The organism is Sphingobium ummariense RL-3 (genome assembly GCF_000447205.1).
In the GTDB taxonomy this organism is placed as follows: domain Bacteria; phylum Pseudomonadota; class Alphaproteobacteria; order Sphingomonadales; family Sphingomonadaceae; genus Sphingobium; species Sphingobium ummariense.
The window spans coordinates 1-15174 of record NZ_AUWY01000033.1 but is presented as its reverse complement, the minus strand read 5'-3'; the positions used below and the strand labels follow the sequence as shown (position 1 = coordinate 15174).

General features: G+C 61.1%; 17 protein-coding genes. All 17 read left to right on the top strand.

The features are described from left to right. The first annotated feature begins 93 nt into the window (after positions 1 to 93). Positions 94 to 417 carry a TrbC/VirB2 family protein gene (locus M529_RS28630; RefSeq protein ID WP_021316686.1) on the top strand — a complete coding sequence of 108 codons (324 nt, stop codon included), beginning with the start codon at positions 94 to 96 and terminating at the stop codon, positions 415 to 417. Between the two features lie 2 nt (positions 418 to 419). Further along, a complete protein-coding gene (locus tag M529_RS28625) occupies positions 420 to 689 on the top strand; it encodes a VirB3 family type IV secretion system protein (RefSeq protein WP_021316685.1) in 270 nt (89 codons plus the stop codon). A gap of 1 nt (position 690) precedes the next feature. Continuing rightward, positions 691 to 3171: a conjugal transfer protein TrbE gene (gene trbE / locus M529_RS28620; protein ID WP_021316684.1), complete on the top strand. Its 2481-nt coding sequence runs from the start codon at positions 691 to 693 to the stop codon at positions 3169 to 3171. Next, positions 3168 to 3425 carry a hypothetical protein gene (locus M529_RS49630; protein WP_021316683.1) on the top strand — a complete coding sequence of 86 codons (258 nt, stop codon included), beginning with the start codon at positions 3168 to 3170 and terminating at the stop codon, positions 3423 to 3425. Before trbE ends, M529_RS49630 begins: the two co-directional genes overlap by 4 nt. Next, positions 3422 to 4135: a type IV secretion system protein gene (locus M529_RS28610; protein WP_021316682.1), complete on the top strand. Its 714-nt coding sequence runs from the start codon at positions 3422 to 3424 to the stop codon at positions 4133 to 4135. Before M529_RS49630 ends, M529_RS28610 begins: the two co-directional genes overlap by 4 nt. Before the next feature lies 1 nt (position 4136). Further along, entirely contained in the window at positions 4137 to 4412 is a 276-nt protein-coding gene (locus M529_RS0124160; protein ID WP_021316681.1) for an EexN family lipoprotein, read from the top strand. A 29-nt stretch (positions 4413 to 4441) separates the two neighbouring features. Continuing rightward, on the top strand, positions 4442 to 6073 hold the full coding sequence (trbL, locus tag M529_RS0124155) for a P-type conjugative transfer protein TrbL (protein WP_021316680.1): 1632 nt from the start codon (positions 4442 to 4444) through the stop codon (positions 6071 to 6073). 3 nt (positions 6074 to 6076) lie between these two features. After that, positions 6077 to 6763, top strand: coding sequence for a conjugal transfer protein TrbF (gene trbF / locus M529_RS28605; RefSeq protein ID WP_021316679.1), 687 nt, complete (start codon positions 6077 to 6079; stop codon positions 6761 to 6763). A 1-nt stretch (position 6764) separates the two neighbouring features. Next, on the top strand, positions 6765 to 7775 hold the full coding sequence (gene trbG / locus M529_RS28600) for a P-type conjugative transfer protein TrbG (protein WP_031294336.1): 1011 nt from the start codon (positions 6765 to 6767) through the stop codon (positions 7773 to 7775). 2 nt (positions 7776 to 7777) lie between these two features. Beyond that, on the top strand, positions 7778 to 9013 hold the full coding sequence (locus M529_RS28595; RefSeq protein ID WP_021316677.1) for a TrbI/VirB10 family protein: 1236 nt from the start codon (positions 7778 to 7780) through the stop codon (positions 9011 to 9013). A 63-nt stretch (positions 9014 to 9076) separates the two neighbouring features. Beyond that, positions 9077 to 9424 (top strand): hypothetical protein, encoded by a 348-nt coding sequence (locus M529_RS49000; protein ID WP_152522525.1) that lies wholly within the window; start codon positions 9077 to 9079, stop codon positions 9422 to 9424. After that, positions 9403 to 9645, top strand: a complete 243-nt coding sequence (locus tag M529_RS28585) for a DUF2274 domain-containing protein (protein ID WP_021316675.1) — start codon at positions 9403 to 9405, stop codon at positions 9643 to 9645. The genes M529_RS49000 and M529_RS28585 overlap by 22 nt, the downstream gene beginning before the upstream one ends. An 86-nt stretch (positions 9646 to 9731) precedes the next feature. Beyond that, positions 9732 to 10025, top strand: coding sequence for a hypothetical protein (locus M529_RS0124145; RefSeq protein WP_031294332.1), 294 nt, complete (start codon positions 9732 to 9734; stop codon positions 10023 to 10025). A gap of 315 nt (positions 10026 to 10340) precedes the next feature. Then, positions 10341 to 11069 carry a helix-turn-helix domain-containing protein gene (locus M529_RS28580; RefSeq protein WP_236617639.1) on the top strand — a complete coding sequence of 243 codons (729 nt, stop codon included), beginning with the start codon at positions 10341 to 10343 and terminating at the stop codon, positions 11067 to 11069. Positions 11070 to 11573: 504 nt separating this feature from the next. After that, the gene (locus tag M529_RS28575) at positions 11574 to 11765 is read left to right on the top strand and encodes a hypothetical protein (protein ID WP_021316672.1); all 192 of its coding nucleotides are present in this window, start codon (positions 11574 to 11576) and stop codon (positions 11763 to 11765) included. A 4-nt stretch (positions 11766 to 11769) separates the two neighbouring features. Beyond that, the gene (locus M529_RS49625; RefSeq protein WP_161626319.1) at positions 11770 to 12102 is read left to right on the top strand and encodes a hypothetical protein; all 333 of its coding nucleotides are present in this window, start codon (positions 11770 to 11772) and stop codon (positions 12100 to 12102) included. Between the two features lie 11 nt (positions 12103 to 12113). Then, the gene (locus tag M529_RS28570) at positions 12114 to 15023 is read left to right on the top strand and encodes a Tn3 family transposase (RefSeq protein WP_021224283.1); all 2910 of its coding nucleotides are present in this window, start codon (positions 12114 to 12116) and stop codon (positions 15021 to 15023) included. Positions 15024 to 15174 lie beyond the last annotated feature (151 nt).

The window sequence follows — 15174 nt, the reverse complement described above, 5'->3', positions numbered from 1 at the left end:
AATAGCAACACATAAGGATTGACCGGACTCCCTCCATGAGTATTCTGTAATCTCCGTGAGTATTAAATACTCTCGGCGATAAGGGAGTAACCTATGAACATCATGAAGCTAGTCAGGCGGGGCCGCGCTGCGATCATCGTCGCGGTCCTGACGGCCATGTCATCCCCGGCTTTCGCGGGTGGCTCCGGTATGCCGTGGGAAGACCCGCTACAGAAGATCGCCGATTCCATTACCGGCCCGGTGGCGAAGCTCGCGGGCATCATCGCCGTTGCCCTGGCGGGCCTCGCCTTCGCGTTCTCAGAGGGCGGCGGCATCCTGAAAAAGGCGCTGGGTATCGTCTTCGGCCTGTGCATCGCGTTCGCCGCCAGCACCTTTTTCCTTCCGTTCTTCGGCTTCTCTGGCGGCGCTGGATTCTAGCCGTGGACGATAGCCACGACATTCCCGGCTATGAGGTTCCGTTTCACAACAGCCTTGCCGAGCCGATGACATTCGCGGGGGTGCCGCGCACCTTCGCGATCATCAATGCCGTGATGACCGCCGAGCTATCGCTTGGGCTTGGCGTGCCGTGGCTGGGGATTCCTGCGGGGGTCGCGCTCCATGTGATCGCCTACACGCTCACCAAGCGCGACCCCCATTTCTTCGCGACGCTCAACCGGCACCTGCGCCAGAAACCGTATTGGGACGCCTGAAATGTTCAATATCGGAGAATATCGGCCGAAGGCCGCTCGCCTCATGGATCATCTGCCTTGGGCCGCGTTCATCGCTCCCGGCGTTCTCCTGAACAAGGATGGCAGCTTCCAAAAATCGCTGACCTTCCGGGGGCCGGACCTTGCGAGCGCGACGCAATCCGGCCTCATATCGGCTCGATCGCAGCTCAACAACGCGTTGCGCCGCTTGGGATCGCGCTGGTGCCTCCATGTGGAGGCCCTGCGCGTGCCCTCGCAGACCTATCCCGACAGCCTCTTTCCCGATCCCGTATCGCAGCTTGTCGATGAAGAACGGCGCGCGGCGTTCGAGGCCGAAGAAGCGCATTTCGAGAGCCGCTATTTCATGACGTTCACCTATCTGCCCCCGGAGGAAAATATCGGGCGGGCGGCGAGCCTCGTGGTCGAGAACGCCCCGACAGGGCACGGCGCGGAAGCTATGTATCGCACGGCGCTGCGCGACTTTCAGGCCGTGGTGCGACAGGTCGGCGACATTCTCTCCGGCTTCATGCCGGAAATCCGCGAGATGAGCGACGACGAGACGCTGACCTATCTCCATTCCTGTATTTCGACCAAGCGCCACCCGGTCAAATCGCCCGATGTGCCGTTCTATCTGGACGCGCTGCTTACCGACGACGACTTTCAGGCGGGCCTCTTTCCGCGCCTTGGCAAGCACTACATGCGGACCATTTCAATCCGGTCCTACCCGTCATCATCGACGCCGGGGATGCTGGATCGGCTCAATTCGCTGGGTATCCCGTATCGCTGGGTTTGCCGCTTCCTGCCTCTCGACAAGGAGGACGCGCGCGCGACCGTCGCCACCATTCGCAAGCGGTGGTTCGCCAAGCGCAAAAGCGTCTCCACGCTCATAAAGGAGGCGATCACCAAAGAGCCGTCCATGCTTGAGGACAGCGACGCTATCGCCAAGTCTCTCGACGCAGAGGCCGCCATGCTCGTTATCGGCTCCGACAGCGCGGGCATGGGGTATTTCACGCCCACGATCACCCTTACCGATCGTGATCCCGACAGGCTGGCCGCCAAGGTCCGCGAGGTGGAATCGAGCATCAACCGTGCCGGTTTCGTCGCCAAGGTCGAGGACGTGAACGGCGTTGAGGCATGGCTAGGGAGCCTGCCCGGTCACGCCTATGCGGACGTTCGGCGACCGCTCGTTTCGACGCTCAACCTATGCGACATGCTGCCCGTCTCCGCCAATTGGTCGGGGCCGGTCATCAATGCCCATCTGACAGCGGAGGCGCAGAAGCGCGGGGCGACCGAGAGCCTGCCTCCGCTCATTCATGCGCGCACCGACGGTTCCACGCCATTCCGGCTCGACCTTCACCAAGGCGACGTCGCCCACACCAAGATTATCGGCCCCACCGGCTCCGGCAAATCGGTTTTGCTCAACACGATCGCGATCCAATGGCTTCGCTATCCCGACGCGCAGGTTTTCATTTTCGACAAGGGCGCATCGTCGCGGGCGGCAACGCTGGTGACGGGCGGCTCGTTCTTCTACCTTGGCGGTGATCGCGCCACGCTTGCCTTCCAGCCCCTCGCCGAGATCGACACGCCTTCGGATCAGGCATGGGCGCAAGAATGGATACTGGACATTATCACGGCCGAAAATGTCCCCATCACCCCAGCGGTGAAGGACGCCGTATGGAGCGCCCTCACCAACCTTGCGACCGCTCCCGCAGATCAGCGCACCCTTACCATGCTGGCCGCCTCGATTCAGGACAAGGCGGTCAAGGATGCGCTCATTCCCTACACGCTGGACGGCCCCCACGGTCACTTGCTGGACGCGGACACCAATGTCCTTAGCGGCGGCAACTGGATGGCTTTCGAGATGGAAGCCCTCATGGAGAACAAGGCGGCGGTCGGCCCTGTCCTCACCTACCTTTTCCATGTGCTCGAAAAGCGCCGGTTCGACGGTCGGCCGACGCTGCTCATATTGGACGAGGCATGGCTGTTTCTCGAATCCAGCAGCTTCGCCAAGCGCATCGAGGCGTGGCTACGCACGCTGCGTAAGAAGAATGTCGCCGTGGTGTTCGCGACGCAGAGCCTTGGCGATGTGCTGCAATCCTCGATCGCAGCCGCGCTGGTGGAGAGCTGCCCCACTCGCGTTTTCCTGCCCAACCCGGATGCCCGCAGCCCGCAGATTCAGGCGGTATATGAGCGGTTCGGGCTGAATACCAAGCAGATCGACCTTATCGCGAAGGCAATCCCGAAGCGCGAATATTACTATCAGAGCCGCGCCGGAAATCGCCTGTTCGAGCTGGGGCTTGGTCCCGTCGCGCTCGCGGCCGTGGCGTCCAGCTCGCCGGAGGATCACAAGTTGATGGACCGGGTTGCGGAACGATGCGCGCAAGAGGGCTGGGATTTCGCCTCCACCTTTTTCCAGATGAAAGGCTTGCCCAGCGTCGCGGAGTTCCTTCGCGATGAGGCTCGAAACTCGGACGCAGCGGCATGATCCCGCGTCCCCTCCTGCCATGGCTCACGGCGACACGTCGCCGGCAGCGTGTCGCCCTGATCGGCGCGATGACGCCCTTCTATCTCGCCTTTGCGCTGGGATGGATGCTCCGCAGCCCGCTCCCGCTGTTTGTCGGCGCGATCGGCTTGGCCGTGCTCGCCATCACCTATCGGCTTGTCGCCAAGCCCCACCCACCATTGAGGCCCCGGCAAGGGGTAGATCCCGTCCAAGCAGCAGAAGGAGAAGAAGCATGAAATCGCGTGCCTTTGCGGCCGTGCTCGCCCTGGGGGCGATCACGACCACGGCGCTTACGCCGATCGCCCCAGCCTACGCGGCTATGCCGGTCATCGACGTGAAGGCGCTCGCGCAGATGGTCAAACAGGTGAAGGCCGCCACGGATCAGGTGACGGCGCTGAAATCCCAGCTCCAAGCGCAAACCCGGATGCTCAACAAGATCACCACCGACATAAGCCCGGACCTTTCGGAGATCATCAACGATGCCACGTCGATTATGCGCGACGCGAACGGCATCGGCTACAATGCCAAGAATCTAACATCGCAGATGGATCAGATTTACCCGCGCGATCTACTCGGATCGTCATGGGATCAAATCCAGACCCACCAGCAGGATTGGGAAGCCCGTTCGCGTGATACCCGACGCGAGGCGATGGAGGCGCAAAACGCCATCGCCATGAGCCAAGGGCGCACGCAGGATTCCGTTTCGAGGGCTGTCAGGGCCTCGCAGGGGGCCGATGGACAGACGGCCGCCATACAGGCAACGAACCAGCTCCTAGCGGCGCTCTCTACCCAACTCACCGGGTTGCAGACCTTGCTTATCACGCAGATGCGCGCGGCCGAGACGGCGAACGCGCAGCGTTCGGCCGAACAGGCGGCGGCGAAAGCTCTCCATAGAAAGACATTCGGTGCGCCGGCCACGCAACCGACTGTGGGTTACGGCTACTGATATGGTCGCGATCCAGAAAATCGCAGCCATCCCGGTTTGCATCGCGCTATGTGTTGTTGTTTCAGCATGTGGCGAGAAAGCTCGCAGCGTCGAATACTTCAAGGCGCATGAAAGCGAAGCCAGAGAGGCCGTCGCAAAATGCTCCGAAGATGCCTCCGCAAGCGCGGAGGACTGCAAGAACGCGGCGGAAGCGGTCAGCCATTTTGATGCGAAGGCGCTCCATCGCAAGGCGTTCGGCGACCCGCCCAAACAGCCCAAGGTTGGATACGGCTATTGAGCCTTCCCTAAGAGTTTGAGAGGTGCGCCATGGCGGAAAAAGCCGGTCCGGCAATTCTATCGAAGTTCCTAGACGCATTTTCATCGGCCATTGACGGCGGCTTTGGCCTAATCAATGGCGATGTTGTCGGGATCATGGCGATTTTGGCGACAATCGCCATTGGCCTTGCTGCAATATTTTGGGCGCTCGATGAAAACGGCCGTGTCACAAGCGATCTATTTAGAAAGACTCTCTTATTCGGGTTCTTCATATGGATAGTAAATGACTGGAAGGGCTTGAGTTGGACCGTGGTAAAGGGCTTCGCGGCCCTTGGTTTGAAGGCCGGTGGCGGTCACGTCAGCGTTGACACCTTTCTCAACAACCCCAGCAAGATCGTTGAACTTGGATTTGCCCACGTTCAGGCCATGTCGGATTGTATCGGGGAATGGACCGGGCCAGTTGCTTTCTTCGATAATTTCGCTGCCATTGCGATCCTAGCCTTTGCGGCGGCGGGAACAATCGTCGCCTTCTTTATTGTCGCGGTTCAGCTAGTCGTCACGTTGATAGAGTTCCGCCTAGTGACGCTGGCCGCTTTTGTTTTGGTGCCGTTCGGCGTTCTGAAACAGTCGAGTTTCCTTGCCGAACGGGCATTTGGCTATGTCGTTTCCGTTGGATTGAAACTCATGGTCATCGCCCTTGTGGTGACGATCAGTTCCAAGACCTTTGAGAACATTGCGCTTGTGAACGCGGCTGACCCCGATGCCGCGTGTATTCAGGCCCTTTCGATCCTTCTGGCCGCGATCTTGGTCATGATGCTGTCGTTGACCATTCCGTCAATCGCGGCGGCGCTTGTGACGGGCGGCCCGCAACTCGGTGCGGGCGCGGCTCTTGCTGGAACCGCTGGCGTGGCCGCTGCTGCTGGCGGTGCCTATCTCGCGGGCCGTGGCGCTATGAGCGCCGTAGGCAAGGCGGCAGGCGCTCCCGCTGCAATTGCAGCCAAGGCGCAGGCCGCCGCTGGTGCGATCCGGGAGGGCGCGCAAACCGGCATCCCGCCCCTTGGTGGAGCTGGACGCGGGACTATGGGACCGGCCCCAGGGCCGTCCCCATCGGGCGGCGGTGGCGGTGCGCCATCGGGCGGCGGATCGGGGGGCGGCACGATGCCCGCTGGGGGTGGTGGCTCTGGCAGTGGCGCGCCTCTCGATACAGCCCCGACAGACCGCATGAGGGATACGGCGCAGAAGGTCGCCAGCGAAAAGGGCATCGAGCCGCCCGACATGGCCGATGGCCGTGCCGTGCGTGCCTTTCTCAACGAGAATAGCGGAGCGGATTTGGGTGCCTACCGCCCGAACGCCTCGCCGCCGCCTACCGGCGTTGACCAACCGTCAGGCACTACAGGTAGTGCAAGCACTACAAGTAGTGCAGCCGCCGCAGCGGCGGATAGCGTCCCGACGCTCGCCGCGAACGAGGGCAGCGCCGCAGCGGAAGCGAGCGCACCCGCGCCCCAATCCCCGCCAGCGCCCAGCACCGCACCACCGCCTGAAATCACCACAGCCCGCGCCGCAGCGCGCAGCAAGGCGCAACGTGCAAGTCGAACCACGCGGGCCGCGCAGACCGCAGCGGCCGCCACCAGCAGTCAGCGCGGCGCTGGCATGACCGCCAATATCGAGCACAGCGAGGAATAACCCATGAAGAACGTCTTTCGGCGTGCAGCGCCCAGTTATGGCGGTTCTGCACCATTGAATACTCCCTATGCCAAGGCGGCGCAGGAGTGGGACAATCGTATCGGGTCCGCTCGCGTGCAGGCGAAAAACTGGCGTATCGCGGCATTTGTAGCCCTTGGCATTGCGGGCGTGTCCGTCGCCTCGAATGTCTATCTGGCGACCACGACCCGCGTTGCGACCTATGTTGTTCCGGTCAACGAATATGGGAAGCCGGGGCGCATTGCCGCAGCCGGTCAGGTCTATGAGCCTAATCGTGCCGAGACGGCCTATTTCCTAGCGGATTGGGTCGGCCTTGTCCGGTCCAAGAGCACGGACGGCGTTGTCATTCGCCAGAACTGGACCAACGCCTATAACTTCATCACCGCGCAGGCCGAGCAGACCTTGAACGGCTATGCGAAGGAAAACGACCCCTTCGCCAATGTCGGTCAGGAGGCCCGCACGATCGAGGTGCAGGCCGTCCTTCCGCGCACCAAGGACACCTATCAGGTGACTTGGCGGGAAACGACCTACACCAACGGCACGCCGATGCCGCCCGAACGCTGGACGGGCCTTTTCACCGTGCGGGTGAAGCCTCCCAAGACGGAGCAGGAGCTACGCGCCAACCCGCTCGGAATCTTCATCACCAACTTCCAGTGGAGCAAGGAACTCTAACATGCAGCGTTTCCCTGTCAGGTCCATGCAGGCCATAGCCCTTTCGTCCGTCATGCTTTGCTGCACCACTGGATATGCCGCCAGCGCCAAGCAGCAGACGCAATTGGTTCCCGCGCAAGCGCAAGTCCTTCCAGCGCCGGAGGCCAGCGCGCCCGCAGAGCCGCAGGCTCCCCCGTCGCGCCTGGTGCCGATCAATCGGCCCCAGCCTTCGGCCCGCGCTACGGTGCGGCGCGGTGCGCCGCTCACCACCATTCGCAGCGCCAACGATCTTTCCCGGCAAACTCCCGCGCCGGATGGCTTCATCAATTCCGCCATGTTCTACGACTATATGCCGGGGGCGATCTACGAGGTTCACACGTCGCCGCGCTTCATATCCACGATCGCGCTGCGCCCCGGCGAGAAGCTGATTTCCAAGGCCGCAGGCGATACCGTTCGCTGGGTTATGGGCGAGACGCAACAGGGCACCGGATCGAACGCCCAAACGCTTGTGTTCGTGAAGCCGATCAAAGGCGAGTTACGGACCAATATCGTCCTCACCACCGACCAGCGCACCTACATGCTCGAAGCGATCAGCCATAATAGCGACGCCTATACGAGCATTGTTTCATGGAATTATCCGCGTGACCAGCTCGCCGAGCTATCGACCGCAGGAATCCTTGCGGACGGAGGGCAAGGCGGCGGCGCGATCGAGGGCGACATATCGGTCGATAACCTCAATTTCGCCTACCGCATCAGGCCGGTGAAGCCGCGCGGTCGTGCCCCGGCATGGATGCCGGAGCGTGTCTTTGATGACGGCCACAAGACCTATATCCAGTTCGCGCCGGACCTTGGCACGACAGAGGCTCCGCCCCTGTTCGTGATCGGCGAGAACAAGCAGGCCGAGCTAGTCAACTATCGCGTTCAGGGCCGCTACTATGTGGTGGACCGGCTTATCACCGCCGCCGAGCTGCGCCTTGGAACCAAGGAACAGCAGATTGTGCGGATCGAGCGCAAGCGCGACAGGAGGTCTTGAGAATGAGCGGCGATATTACCGCCGATCCGGCCTTCACGCCGGAGGAAAAGCAGCCGGTCAGTTCGATCCTAGAGACGAACCGCCCCGGCGTCACACGCTACAAGCGTAGCGTCATCATCGGCATTGTCAGCGCCTTCGTTGCCATGTTCGCTATCGGCATCGTCTATGCCTTCGTGATCCCGAAGGGCGGCCACGCCGAAAAGGAGGAACAGGAAAGCGCCATCCAGACGGCAAAGCCCGTTCTGGATGGGTTGCCGCAGAATTATGGCGACGGCCGCCCCGATCTATCCGCGCCGGGTATGGCGAGTTTGCCCGCAGACGGTGCGGAGGGAACGGAAGGACAAGCCCCGCCCAACGGCCAGCAATCCCAACAGCGCCAGCTCACACCAGCCCAACAGCGGGCCGAGCAGGCGCGCGGGCGCGCCATACAGCAGGAAATGGCAGCGCGCGCGGGGGGCATCCTGTTTCCCAATGGCGGGATGCAGGGCACCGCCCTGGGCGGTGCCGGCGATGCCATGGACGGCCGCGACATGGCCGACGCCAATAGCGCGCAGGATGATCCCGAAGCCCCCGGCAGGCAGAACATGCAGCGGGAAAAGGAGCAGTTCATACAAAGCGCGCGGATCGGGGAGGATTATCTGCCCGCAAGCGTCCAGTCCGCCCGATCGACGTTCGAGGTCAAGGCCGGGGCCGTCATCCCCGCCGCGTTGGTGACGGCGATCAATTCCGATCTTCCCGGCGATGTGGTCGCGACCGTCACCGAGAATGTCTATGACCATGCCACAGGGCGCTATTTGCTGATCCCGCAGGGCGCACGCCTGTTCGGCCGCTACGACAGCAAGGTTTCCTACAAGCAGAACCGGGCCTTGGTCGTGTGGGACAGGATCATTTATCCCAACGGGGATTCGATCAATATCGGCGGCATGACAGGAACCGACGCGACCGGAGCCAGCGGCCTAAAAGATCGCGTCAACAACCACTATGGGAGCTTGTTGACCGGCATTACTTTATCGACCGCAATAGCGATCGGCGGAGCCTATGCCGACAGTGCAGGCACGCGCGACAACCAGCTAGTAACCGCTGGCGGTGGTGCCATTAGTCAGGAAGCATCTCGCACGGGGCAACAATTTGTAACGCGCGAACTTAACCGACAGCCGACCATTACTATCCGATCCGGTGCCCGTTTGAGGGTTCTGGTCAACAAGGACATGATTCTTCGCCCATACCAGCGGCCCTAACACTAGAGTCGCGCGATCCTTTCGGACACGCCATAAGAGGCGTGGCCGCAAGGAGTTCAAGGAATGGCTCAATCACAAGTGCAAGTTAATGTCACATTGCCAACGGGTCTGCACGATCAGGTCAAGCAAGCGGTTCTCGAACGGGGCGCGCGAGCTGGCCGCCCCATCACCGTCCGCGAGTTCTACAGCGACGCCGTGAGAAGCCTCACCCGCCGCATAGATGCGGGCGAGGATATTATCTTCGCCGCGCATCCCCCCGGAGGGGTCAAACAGCTCGCGATCCGGCTTGAGCCGGATGCTGGCGCATTGGTGCAGCGATTTCGCACCGTCACAACCCTATCGTCGTTCATCAGCACGGCGGTTCGTCACTATCTCCAAGAGGACAACGAATGTCGAACAACACGACCTTGAGCCTGCCCAAGATCGGCACCCCCGGCGCGCAGCGGAAAGTCAGCCTGACGCTGGACGCCGAGTTGGCGGCCGAGCTGGACCGCTATGCCGAAGCCTACAAGGAAGCCTATGGTGAAGCGGTCGAGGTCGAGACGCTGATTCCCCACATGCTCCGCAGTTTCGTTGCGGCCGATCGGAGCTTCAAGCGGTGGAAAGCAGGCAAAGGACAGGGCGGCCAGTAGGCCACCCCGCCTTGCGGGTCCGCCATACGAATAAACATGTTTATTTCTGGTTTGGCGAATCTGCGATTATGTAATAATCGTGCGTCATGTCAGCGAGTCCCACCTTTGAACTGGAACCCGAATCCCCCGCCGATCGGCAGGCGAGGAAGGAAGCGCAACGGCGGGCCGCAGCCAAGACAAATCGCAAGCGTCGGGAGCGAGAAGCCCAGCAGGGTTTGAAGGTCGTTACCTTCACGATCCCGACCAATGCGATAGCCGCGATTGATGCTTTTCAGGACCGCATGGGCTTGCCGAACCGATCGGTCGCCGTTGGTCAATTGCTGAAAGAGCGTTTCGCGGCCGACGACTTCGCAGAGATCAGACAGGAGCTTGGGCTGTGACCACATAAAGAGAAGCCCGGCACGAAGGCCGGGCATCCCGAATATTGGATCGGAAAACCGTCCAATCCCTATGTCAGCGTCGCCAAACGCCTAAAGGGCCTAATCAAGTCAGCCCCCGACATAGCGGTTTCCGATCCCCGAATCAAGGATGCGCGCTTCGCGCCACGCAATCTTTTTGCCCGGTCCCAGCCTCCTAACGGAGGATGGAAGATGGAAGCTGTTACCCTTGGCGACGCCACTTTGGCGGCGCTTCGCGGCGTGCATATTCGACGCAAGCCCGCGCGATCGGGCGCGCCGCATCGCACCGGCCAGCATGTGCTGCGCGACAGCATCGAGGCCGGGACGTTCGAGGAAGCCTTTTTCGCGGCCCCAGCGCCGGGGGAGACGGACAGGCTCTTGCGGATCGCCAAGCAGACCTTGATTGCAGGGAAGAACCTGCGTCGGGCGGCCGTGGCGGAGGGGCGCAGCCTGTCCGCCAGTGAGCGCCTGCTATCGTCCCTCACGCGCAGCGCGATCGACGTTTACGAGCGCCTGTTGACGATCGCCCGCGTCTGCCATGGCCGGATATTTCCCAGCTATGACGATCTGGCCGAGAAGACCGGACTAGGGCGCGCAACCGTCGCGCGCGCCCTCGCTGTCCTTGAAGCCATCGGCTTCCTTGTCCGTCAGCGCCGTTTCGTCCGCGTCGCGAGCGACGAGCCGGGGCCGCGCTACGAGCAGACCTCGAACGCCTATCGCGTCCTGCTGCCCGAACGGGTCATGAAATTCATTCCCCGCTGGCTACGCCCCGCACCGCTGCCCGATGATGAATTGCAGCGCCTTGCCGATCGTGCGGCCGACACGGAGGCGATGCTTTCCCGCCTGTCCTGCAAAGACCTCGCCAACGAACTGCTGCAAGGCCCCCTCGCCAAGGTTCTCGCGAAACTCGGCGCGTCGATCGACAGGCAGGAGCGTGAGTCTCAAAATGATCCGCAACCGCTACCAGAGTCATATATTAGAGAGATCAAAGGAGTTGGCCTAGTCGGCCAACGCTCTAACGCCTAACGGCGACACCCCCGCAATGTCCCGCTCACCCCCAGCGACATCGCAATCGGCACCGTTGGACGCCCCGGCTTCGCCGGGTCGAGTGCTCCCCAGCGGGAGCAAGCGGCTTGCTCCGCGCGAAAATGGCGGCCTTCGTGCCTGCTGATAGCGATTTTGCGTCATGAGCGCGGCCACAGCGCCTAATTGGTGGTCCAATAGGGGCGAGGTTTCGCCCAGGCTGCACCGTCGAAGAACCTAAACTGGATCTTCGACGGTGTAGCCGATCGGTGCCGGCGCCAGCGCCAGCGTTTTGCTTGTTGAGCGGGGAAAGGAGCGCGCCGCCCCCTTTCCCCAGCAACGACAATCAGCGGGACCGTGGCTCACTCGCTGCGCTCCCTGCGCCGCGCACCACTCCCGCAGATTCTCGCTGCCCCCCAATCCCCCGGCGTTCTTGGGCGTCCGTGTCCGCCAAGGCCGATGGCGAAAGAGCCATCGCCGTTGGCGATTTGAAAATGAAGGACACAGATGATGCTCGACTATATCCGCAAGCAACTGGCTGGACCCGACAGCTTCCTAATCACCGTTACGACGCTTGACGATATGTTCGAGCGTTCAGGCGTCATCGCCGTCGATCAGATCGGTATCGTCATTGATGCGAGAGAGACAGCTATTTGCCTTCCATGGAGCGCGATCCTTGAAATCGAGATCGAGGACTAAGGCCATGGACAATCAGACCCCCGATACGCTTGGCGAAACGCTGGTAGAGAGCGGCTTTGCGCCCAACCTATACCTTCTCGACATCAACCATGCCTTGTCGGTTCCCCGCGATTTTCCTTTGCCCGCCCCGTGGAATCTCCCTTCGCGCATGTTTGAATACCCGATCGAGGTTTGCAGCCCCGATGGGGACCAGCCCCGCAAGATCGGCCTCCGGCATCCCCTATTGGCCCAGTCGGCCCCAAGCTGCGATTTTGGCCAAGTCGGAGAACGTTTTGGGAACGTGGCATTCGGTATTGACGATGGAAATCATAGAAGAGGACAGTTCGCTCCATCATAGGGAGTGGGTTGATGGATCGGAGTATTCCGGGCGGGGATTTGATCGGACGATGGAGCCTGAGCTTTGCCGATATTGATTTTGTAAATTCGAAGCCGGCCCTGACGCGCCTTGGCCTCGCCGCACAGCTGAAATTCTTCGCTTCCCTGGGGTTTTTCGCGATCGATCCCGGCTCAATCCCTACCGATGGCCTCTCGTATCTGGCCGAGCAACTCGGTGTCGAGGCTGGCGAGATAGCCGGTTATGACTTTTCCAGTCGGACAGCACGACGGCATTGTGCGGAGATCCTGATCCATCTTGGATATCACCGCATGAAGCGGGTGGATCGCGCGCAATTGACGGAATGGATTGCTGGCGAGCTGTGCCCGGGCGGCCAGTCGATCAATGCCATGCTTGAGCATGTTTTCCTGTGGTGCCGGGACCGGCGTATTTATGGGCCGTCGCGCAAGGAGCTTGAACGTGTCGTTCGCTCACAACGGCAAGATTATCTGGACACCTGGCTGATCGGAGCCAGTGATCGGCTTTCGTCAGATGCGGTGGCGTTATTGGAAGCCTCGCTTGCCGATCCGGACAGCTCGACCGGATTCAACAGGATGAAGGGTGACGCCGGACAGGCAACGCTCGACAACATTCTCGACGTGACCGAGAAACTCGCCTTTATCCAGAGACTTGATCTTCCCCATGATCTCCTGACGGCTACGGGCAAGCCATGGGTCGATCAGATTGTTCGCCGCGTTGCCGGTGAAAAGGCCTCGGAGATGCGCCGGCATGCGCCGGCGCGACAGCTCGGCCTTTATGCGATTTATCTAATGTCGCGGGAGGCGCAACTCACTGACGCGATGATCGACCTGCTGATCGAAACCGTTCACAAGATCGGAACGCGCTCGAAACGCAAGGTGGTGGGCGATATCGCGAAAGACATCGAGCGGGTCTATGGAAAGGAGCGCCTGCTGGTCGAGATCGCCAGCGCCTCGATCAATGAACCATCGGGGCGCATCTGCGATGTCATTTTCCCGATCGCCGGTAAGGCCAAGCTGGCGGCGATCGTCAAGGAGAGCCATGCGAAGGGCGCTCTGGACCGGCGCATCTACAAGGTGATGCGTGGTTCCTGGGCCAATCATTACCGGCGCATGCTGCCAAGCCTGCTTTCCGTACTTGAGTTCCGGTCGAACAACGCGGTGTGGCGGCCGGTCCTGGCGGCCCTCGACTGGATCAGGAGCAAGGTGGATGGCGGATGCCGCTTCGTGCCATTGCAGGATGTTCCGATCGATGAGGTGATTCCAGCGCGATGGCGCAGTTCCGTCATTGATGACGATGGGCGGGTAAACCGGATCAGCTATGAGCTTTGCGTCCTGACGCAACTGCGCGACCGCATCCGCTCCAAAGAAATCTGGGTGGTCGGGGCGGATCGCTATCGCAATCCCGATGACGATCTTCCCAAGGACTTCGAGATCAGGCGAGATGCGTACTATTCCGGCCTCAGCCTGACGCCAGATGCGCAGGCGTTTTGCGCCTCGATCCGGGAGGAGCTTGAACGGGAACTGTTGCTCCTCAATGCCAATATTCCACAAAACGACAAGGTCCGGCTCCTGTGGCGCGGCGACAACCGGATATCGATTACACCGTTCAAGCCCTTGCCCGAACCGAAGGGTCTCGCTTCGATCAAAAGCGAGATCGGTCAGCGCTGGCCGATGACCGGACTGCTGGACGTGTTGAAAGAGGCTGCTCTGGACACGGGATTGATGGATGCTTTCGAAACGTCGGCCTCGCGGGTTACCCTGTCGAAAGCAGCCTTGGCTCAGCGTCTTTTGCTGTGTCTCTATGGCTTGGGCACGAACGCCGGGCTCAAGCGGGTCGCTGGCGCAACACCCGATGTCAGTTACGAGGAATTGCTGCATGTCCATCGCCGTTTCATCCACGCGCCAGCGCTGAGGGAGGCGTGCGCGCGGGTAGCAAACGCGACACTGGCAATCCGCAATGCCGCAGTATGGGGAGATGCGGGCACGGCATGCGCGTCCGATTCAACGAAGTTCGGCGCGTGGGACCGCAACCTGATGACGGAATGGCACGCCCGCTATGGCGGCCGTGGCGTCATGATCTACTGGCATGTGGAGAAGCGCGCGACCTGCGTTTATTCCCAGCTCAAGCGGTGCTCTTCCTCGGAGGTCGCCTCCATGATCGAAGGCGTGCTACGCCATTGCACCGACATGGAAATCCAGCGCCAGTACGTCGATAGCCACGGCCAGAGCGCAGTCGGCTTTGCGTTCTGCCGACTCCTTGGATTTGAGCTTGCCCCGCGGCTGAAAGCAGTGGCACGCCAGAAACTGGCCCTTCCCCAAGCCGGCATGCGCACGCGGCTTTCCAATTTACTGCCGATCCTCTCCAGCCCGATCGACTGGGACGAGATCGAGCAACAATATGACGAAATGGTCAAATATGCCGCTGCCATGCAATCGCGCACCGCCGATCCGGAAGCGATCCTGCTCCGGTTTGCCAGAGCCGAAGTGATGCACCCGACCTACAAGGCGCTGAGTGAACTCGGCCGCGCGGTCAAAACAATCTTCCTATGCCGGTATTTGCGTCAGGAGGCATTCCGCCGCGAGATCCACGAAGGGCTGAATGTGGTTGAGAACTGGAACGGCGCTAATGGTTTCGTGTTCTTCGGCAAGGGCGGCGAGATCGCCACCAACCGCATCCATGAGCAGGAAATCTCCGTTCTGGCGCTACACCTCCTGCAAGCGTCGCTGGTGTATGTGAACACCCGCATGCTTCAGACCGTACTGGTTGAGCCGAAGTGGGCGGGGCGGATGACGCCGGAAGATTATCGTGGTCTCACGCCGTTGATCTACAGTCATGTGAACCCTTATGGCCGCTTCGACCTCGACCTGAACGACCGGATTGATTTTGGACGGCTTGCAGCGTGAGGCGGCTGATCGGCCTATAACATTTGGGTACACCCCAGAGTGATAGGGCCGAGTGACACCATTCGTCTGTCACAAAAGGGTGGGTTTGCGCTCAATGTGACGATACACTGCAAGAGCCACCCTAATGTGACGGATTTTGCACTTGGCTCGT

What these genes read in the sequence shown, in the direction of transcription:
- M529_RS28630 (WP_021316686.1), top strand. Translation starts at nt 94, where the DNA reads ATGAACATCATGAAGCTAGTCAGGCGGGGCCGCGCTGCGATCATCGTC.
- trbE (WP_021316684.1), top strand. Translation starts at nt 691, where the DNA reads ATGTTCAATATCGGAGAATATCGGCCGAAGGCCGCTCGCCTCATGGAT.
- M529_RS28570 (WP_021224283.1), top strand. Translation starts at nt 12,114, where the DNA reads ATGGATCGGAGTATTCCGGGCGGGGATTTGATCGGACGATGGAGCCTG.
- M529_RS28610 (WP_021316682.1), top strand. Translation starts at nt 3,422, where the DNA reads ATGAAATCGCGTGCCTTTGCGGCCGTGCTCGCCCTGGGGGCGATCACG.
- trbL (WP_021316680.1), top strand. Translation starts at nt 4,442, where the DNA reads ATGGCGGAAAAAGCCGGTCCGGCAATTCTATCGAAGTTCCTAGACGCA.
- M529_RS49630 (WP_021316683.1), top strand. Translation starts at nt 3,168, where the DNA reads ATGATCCCGCGTCCCCTCCTGCCATGGCTCACGGCGACACGTCGCCGG.
- trbF (WP_021316679.1), top strand. Translation starts at nt 6,077, where the DNA reads ATGAAGAACGTCTTTCGGCGTGCAGCGCCCAGTTATGGCGGTTCTGCA.
- M529_RS28595 (WP_021316677.1), top strand. Translation starts at nt 7,778, where the DNA reads ATGAGCGGCGATATTACCGCCGATCCGGCCTTCACGCCGGAGGAAAAG.
- M529_RS49000 (WP_152522525.1), top strand. Translation starts at nt 9,077, where the DNA reads ATGGCTCAATCACAAGTGCAAGTTAATGTCACATTGCCAACGGGTCTG.
- trbG (WP_031294336.1), top strand. Translation starts at nt 6,765, where the DNA reads ATGCAGCGTTTCCCTGTCAGGTCCATGCAGGCCATAGCCCTTTCGTCC.
- M529_RS28575 (WP_021316672.1), top strand. Translation starts at nt 11,574, where the DNA reads ATGATGCTCGACTATATCCGCAAGCAACTGGCTGGACCCGACAGCTTC.
- M529_RS28585 (WP_021316675.1), top strand. Translation starts at nt 9,403, where the DNA reads ATGTCGAACAACACGACCTTGAGCCTGCCCAAGATCGGCACCCCCGGC.
- M529_RS0124145 (WP_031294332.1), top strand. Translation starts at nt 9,732, where the DNA reads ATGTCAGCGAGTCCCACCTTTGAACTGGAACCCGAATCCCCCGCCGAT.
- M529_RS0124160 (WP_021316681.1), top strand. Translation starts at nt 4,137, where the DNA reads ATGGTCGCGATCCAGAAAATCGCAGCCATCCCGGTTTGCATCGCGCTA.
- M529_RS49625 (WP_161626319.1), top strand. Translation starts at nt 11,770, where the DNA reads ATGGACAATCAGACCCCCGATACGCTTGGCGAAACGCTGGTAGAGAGC.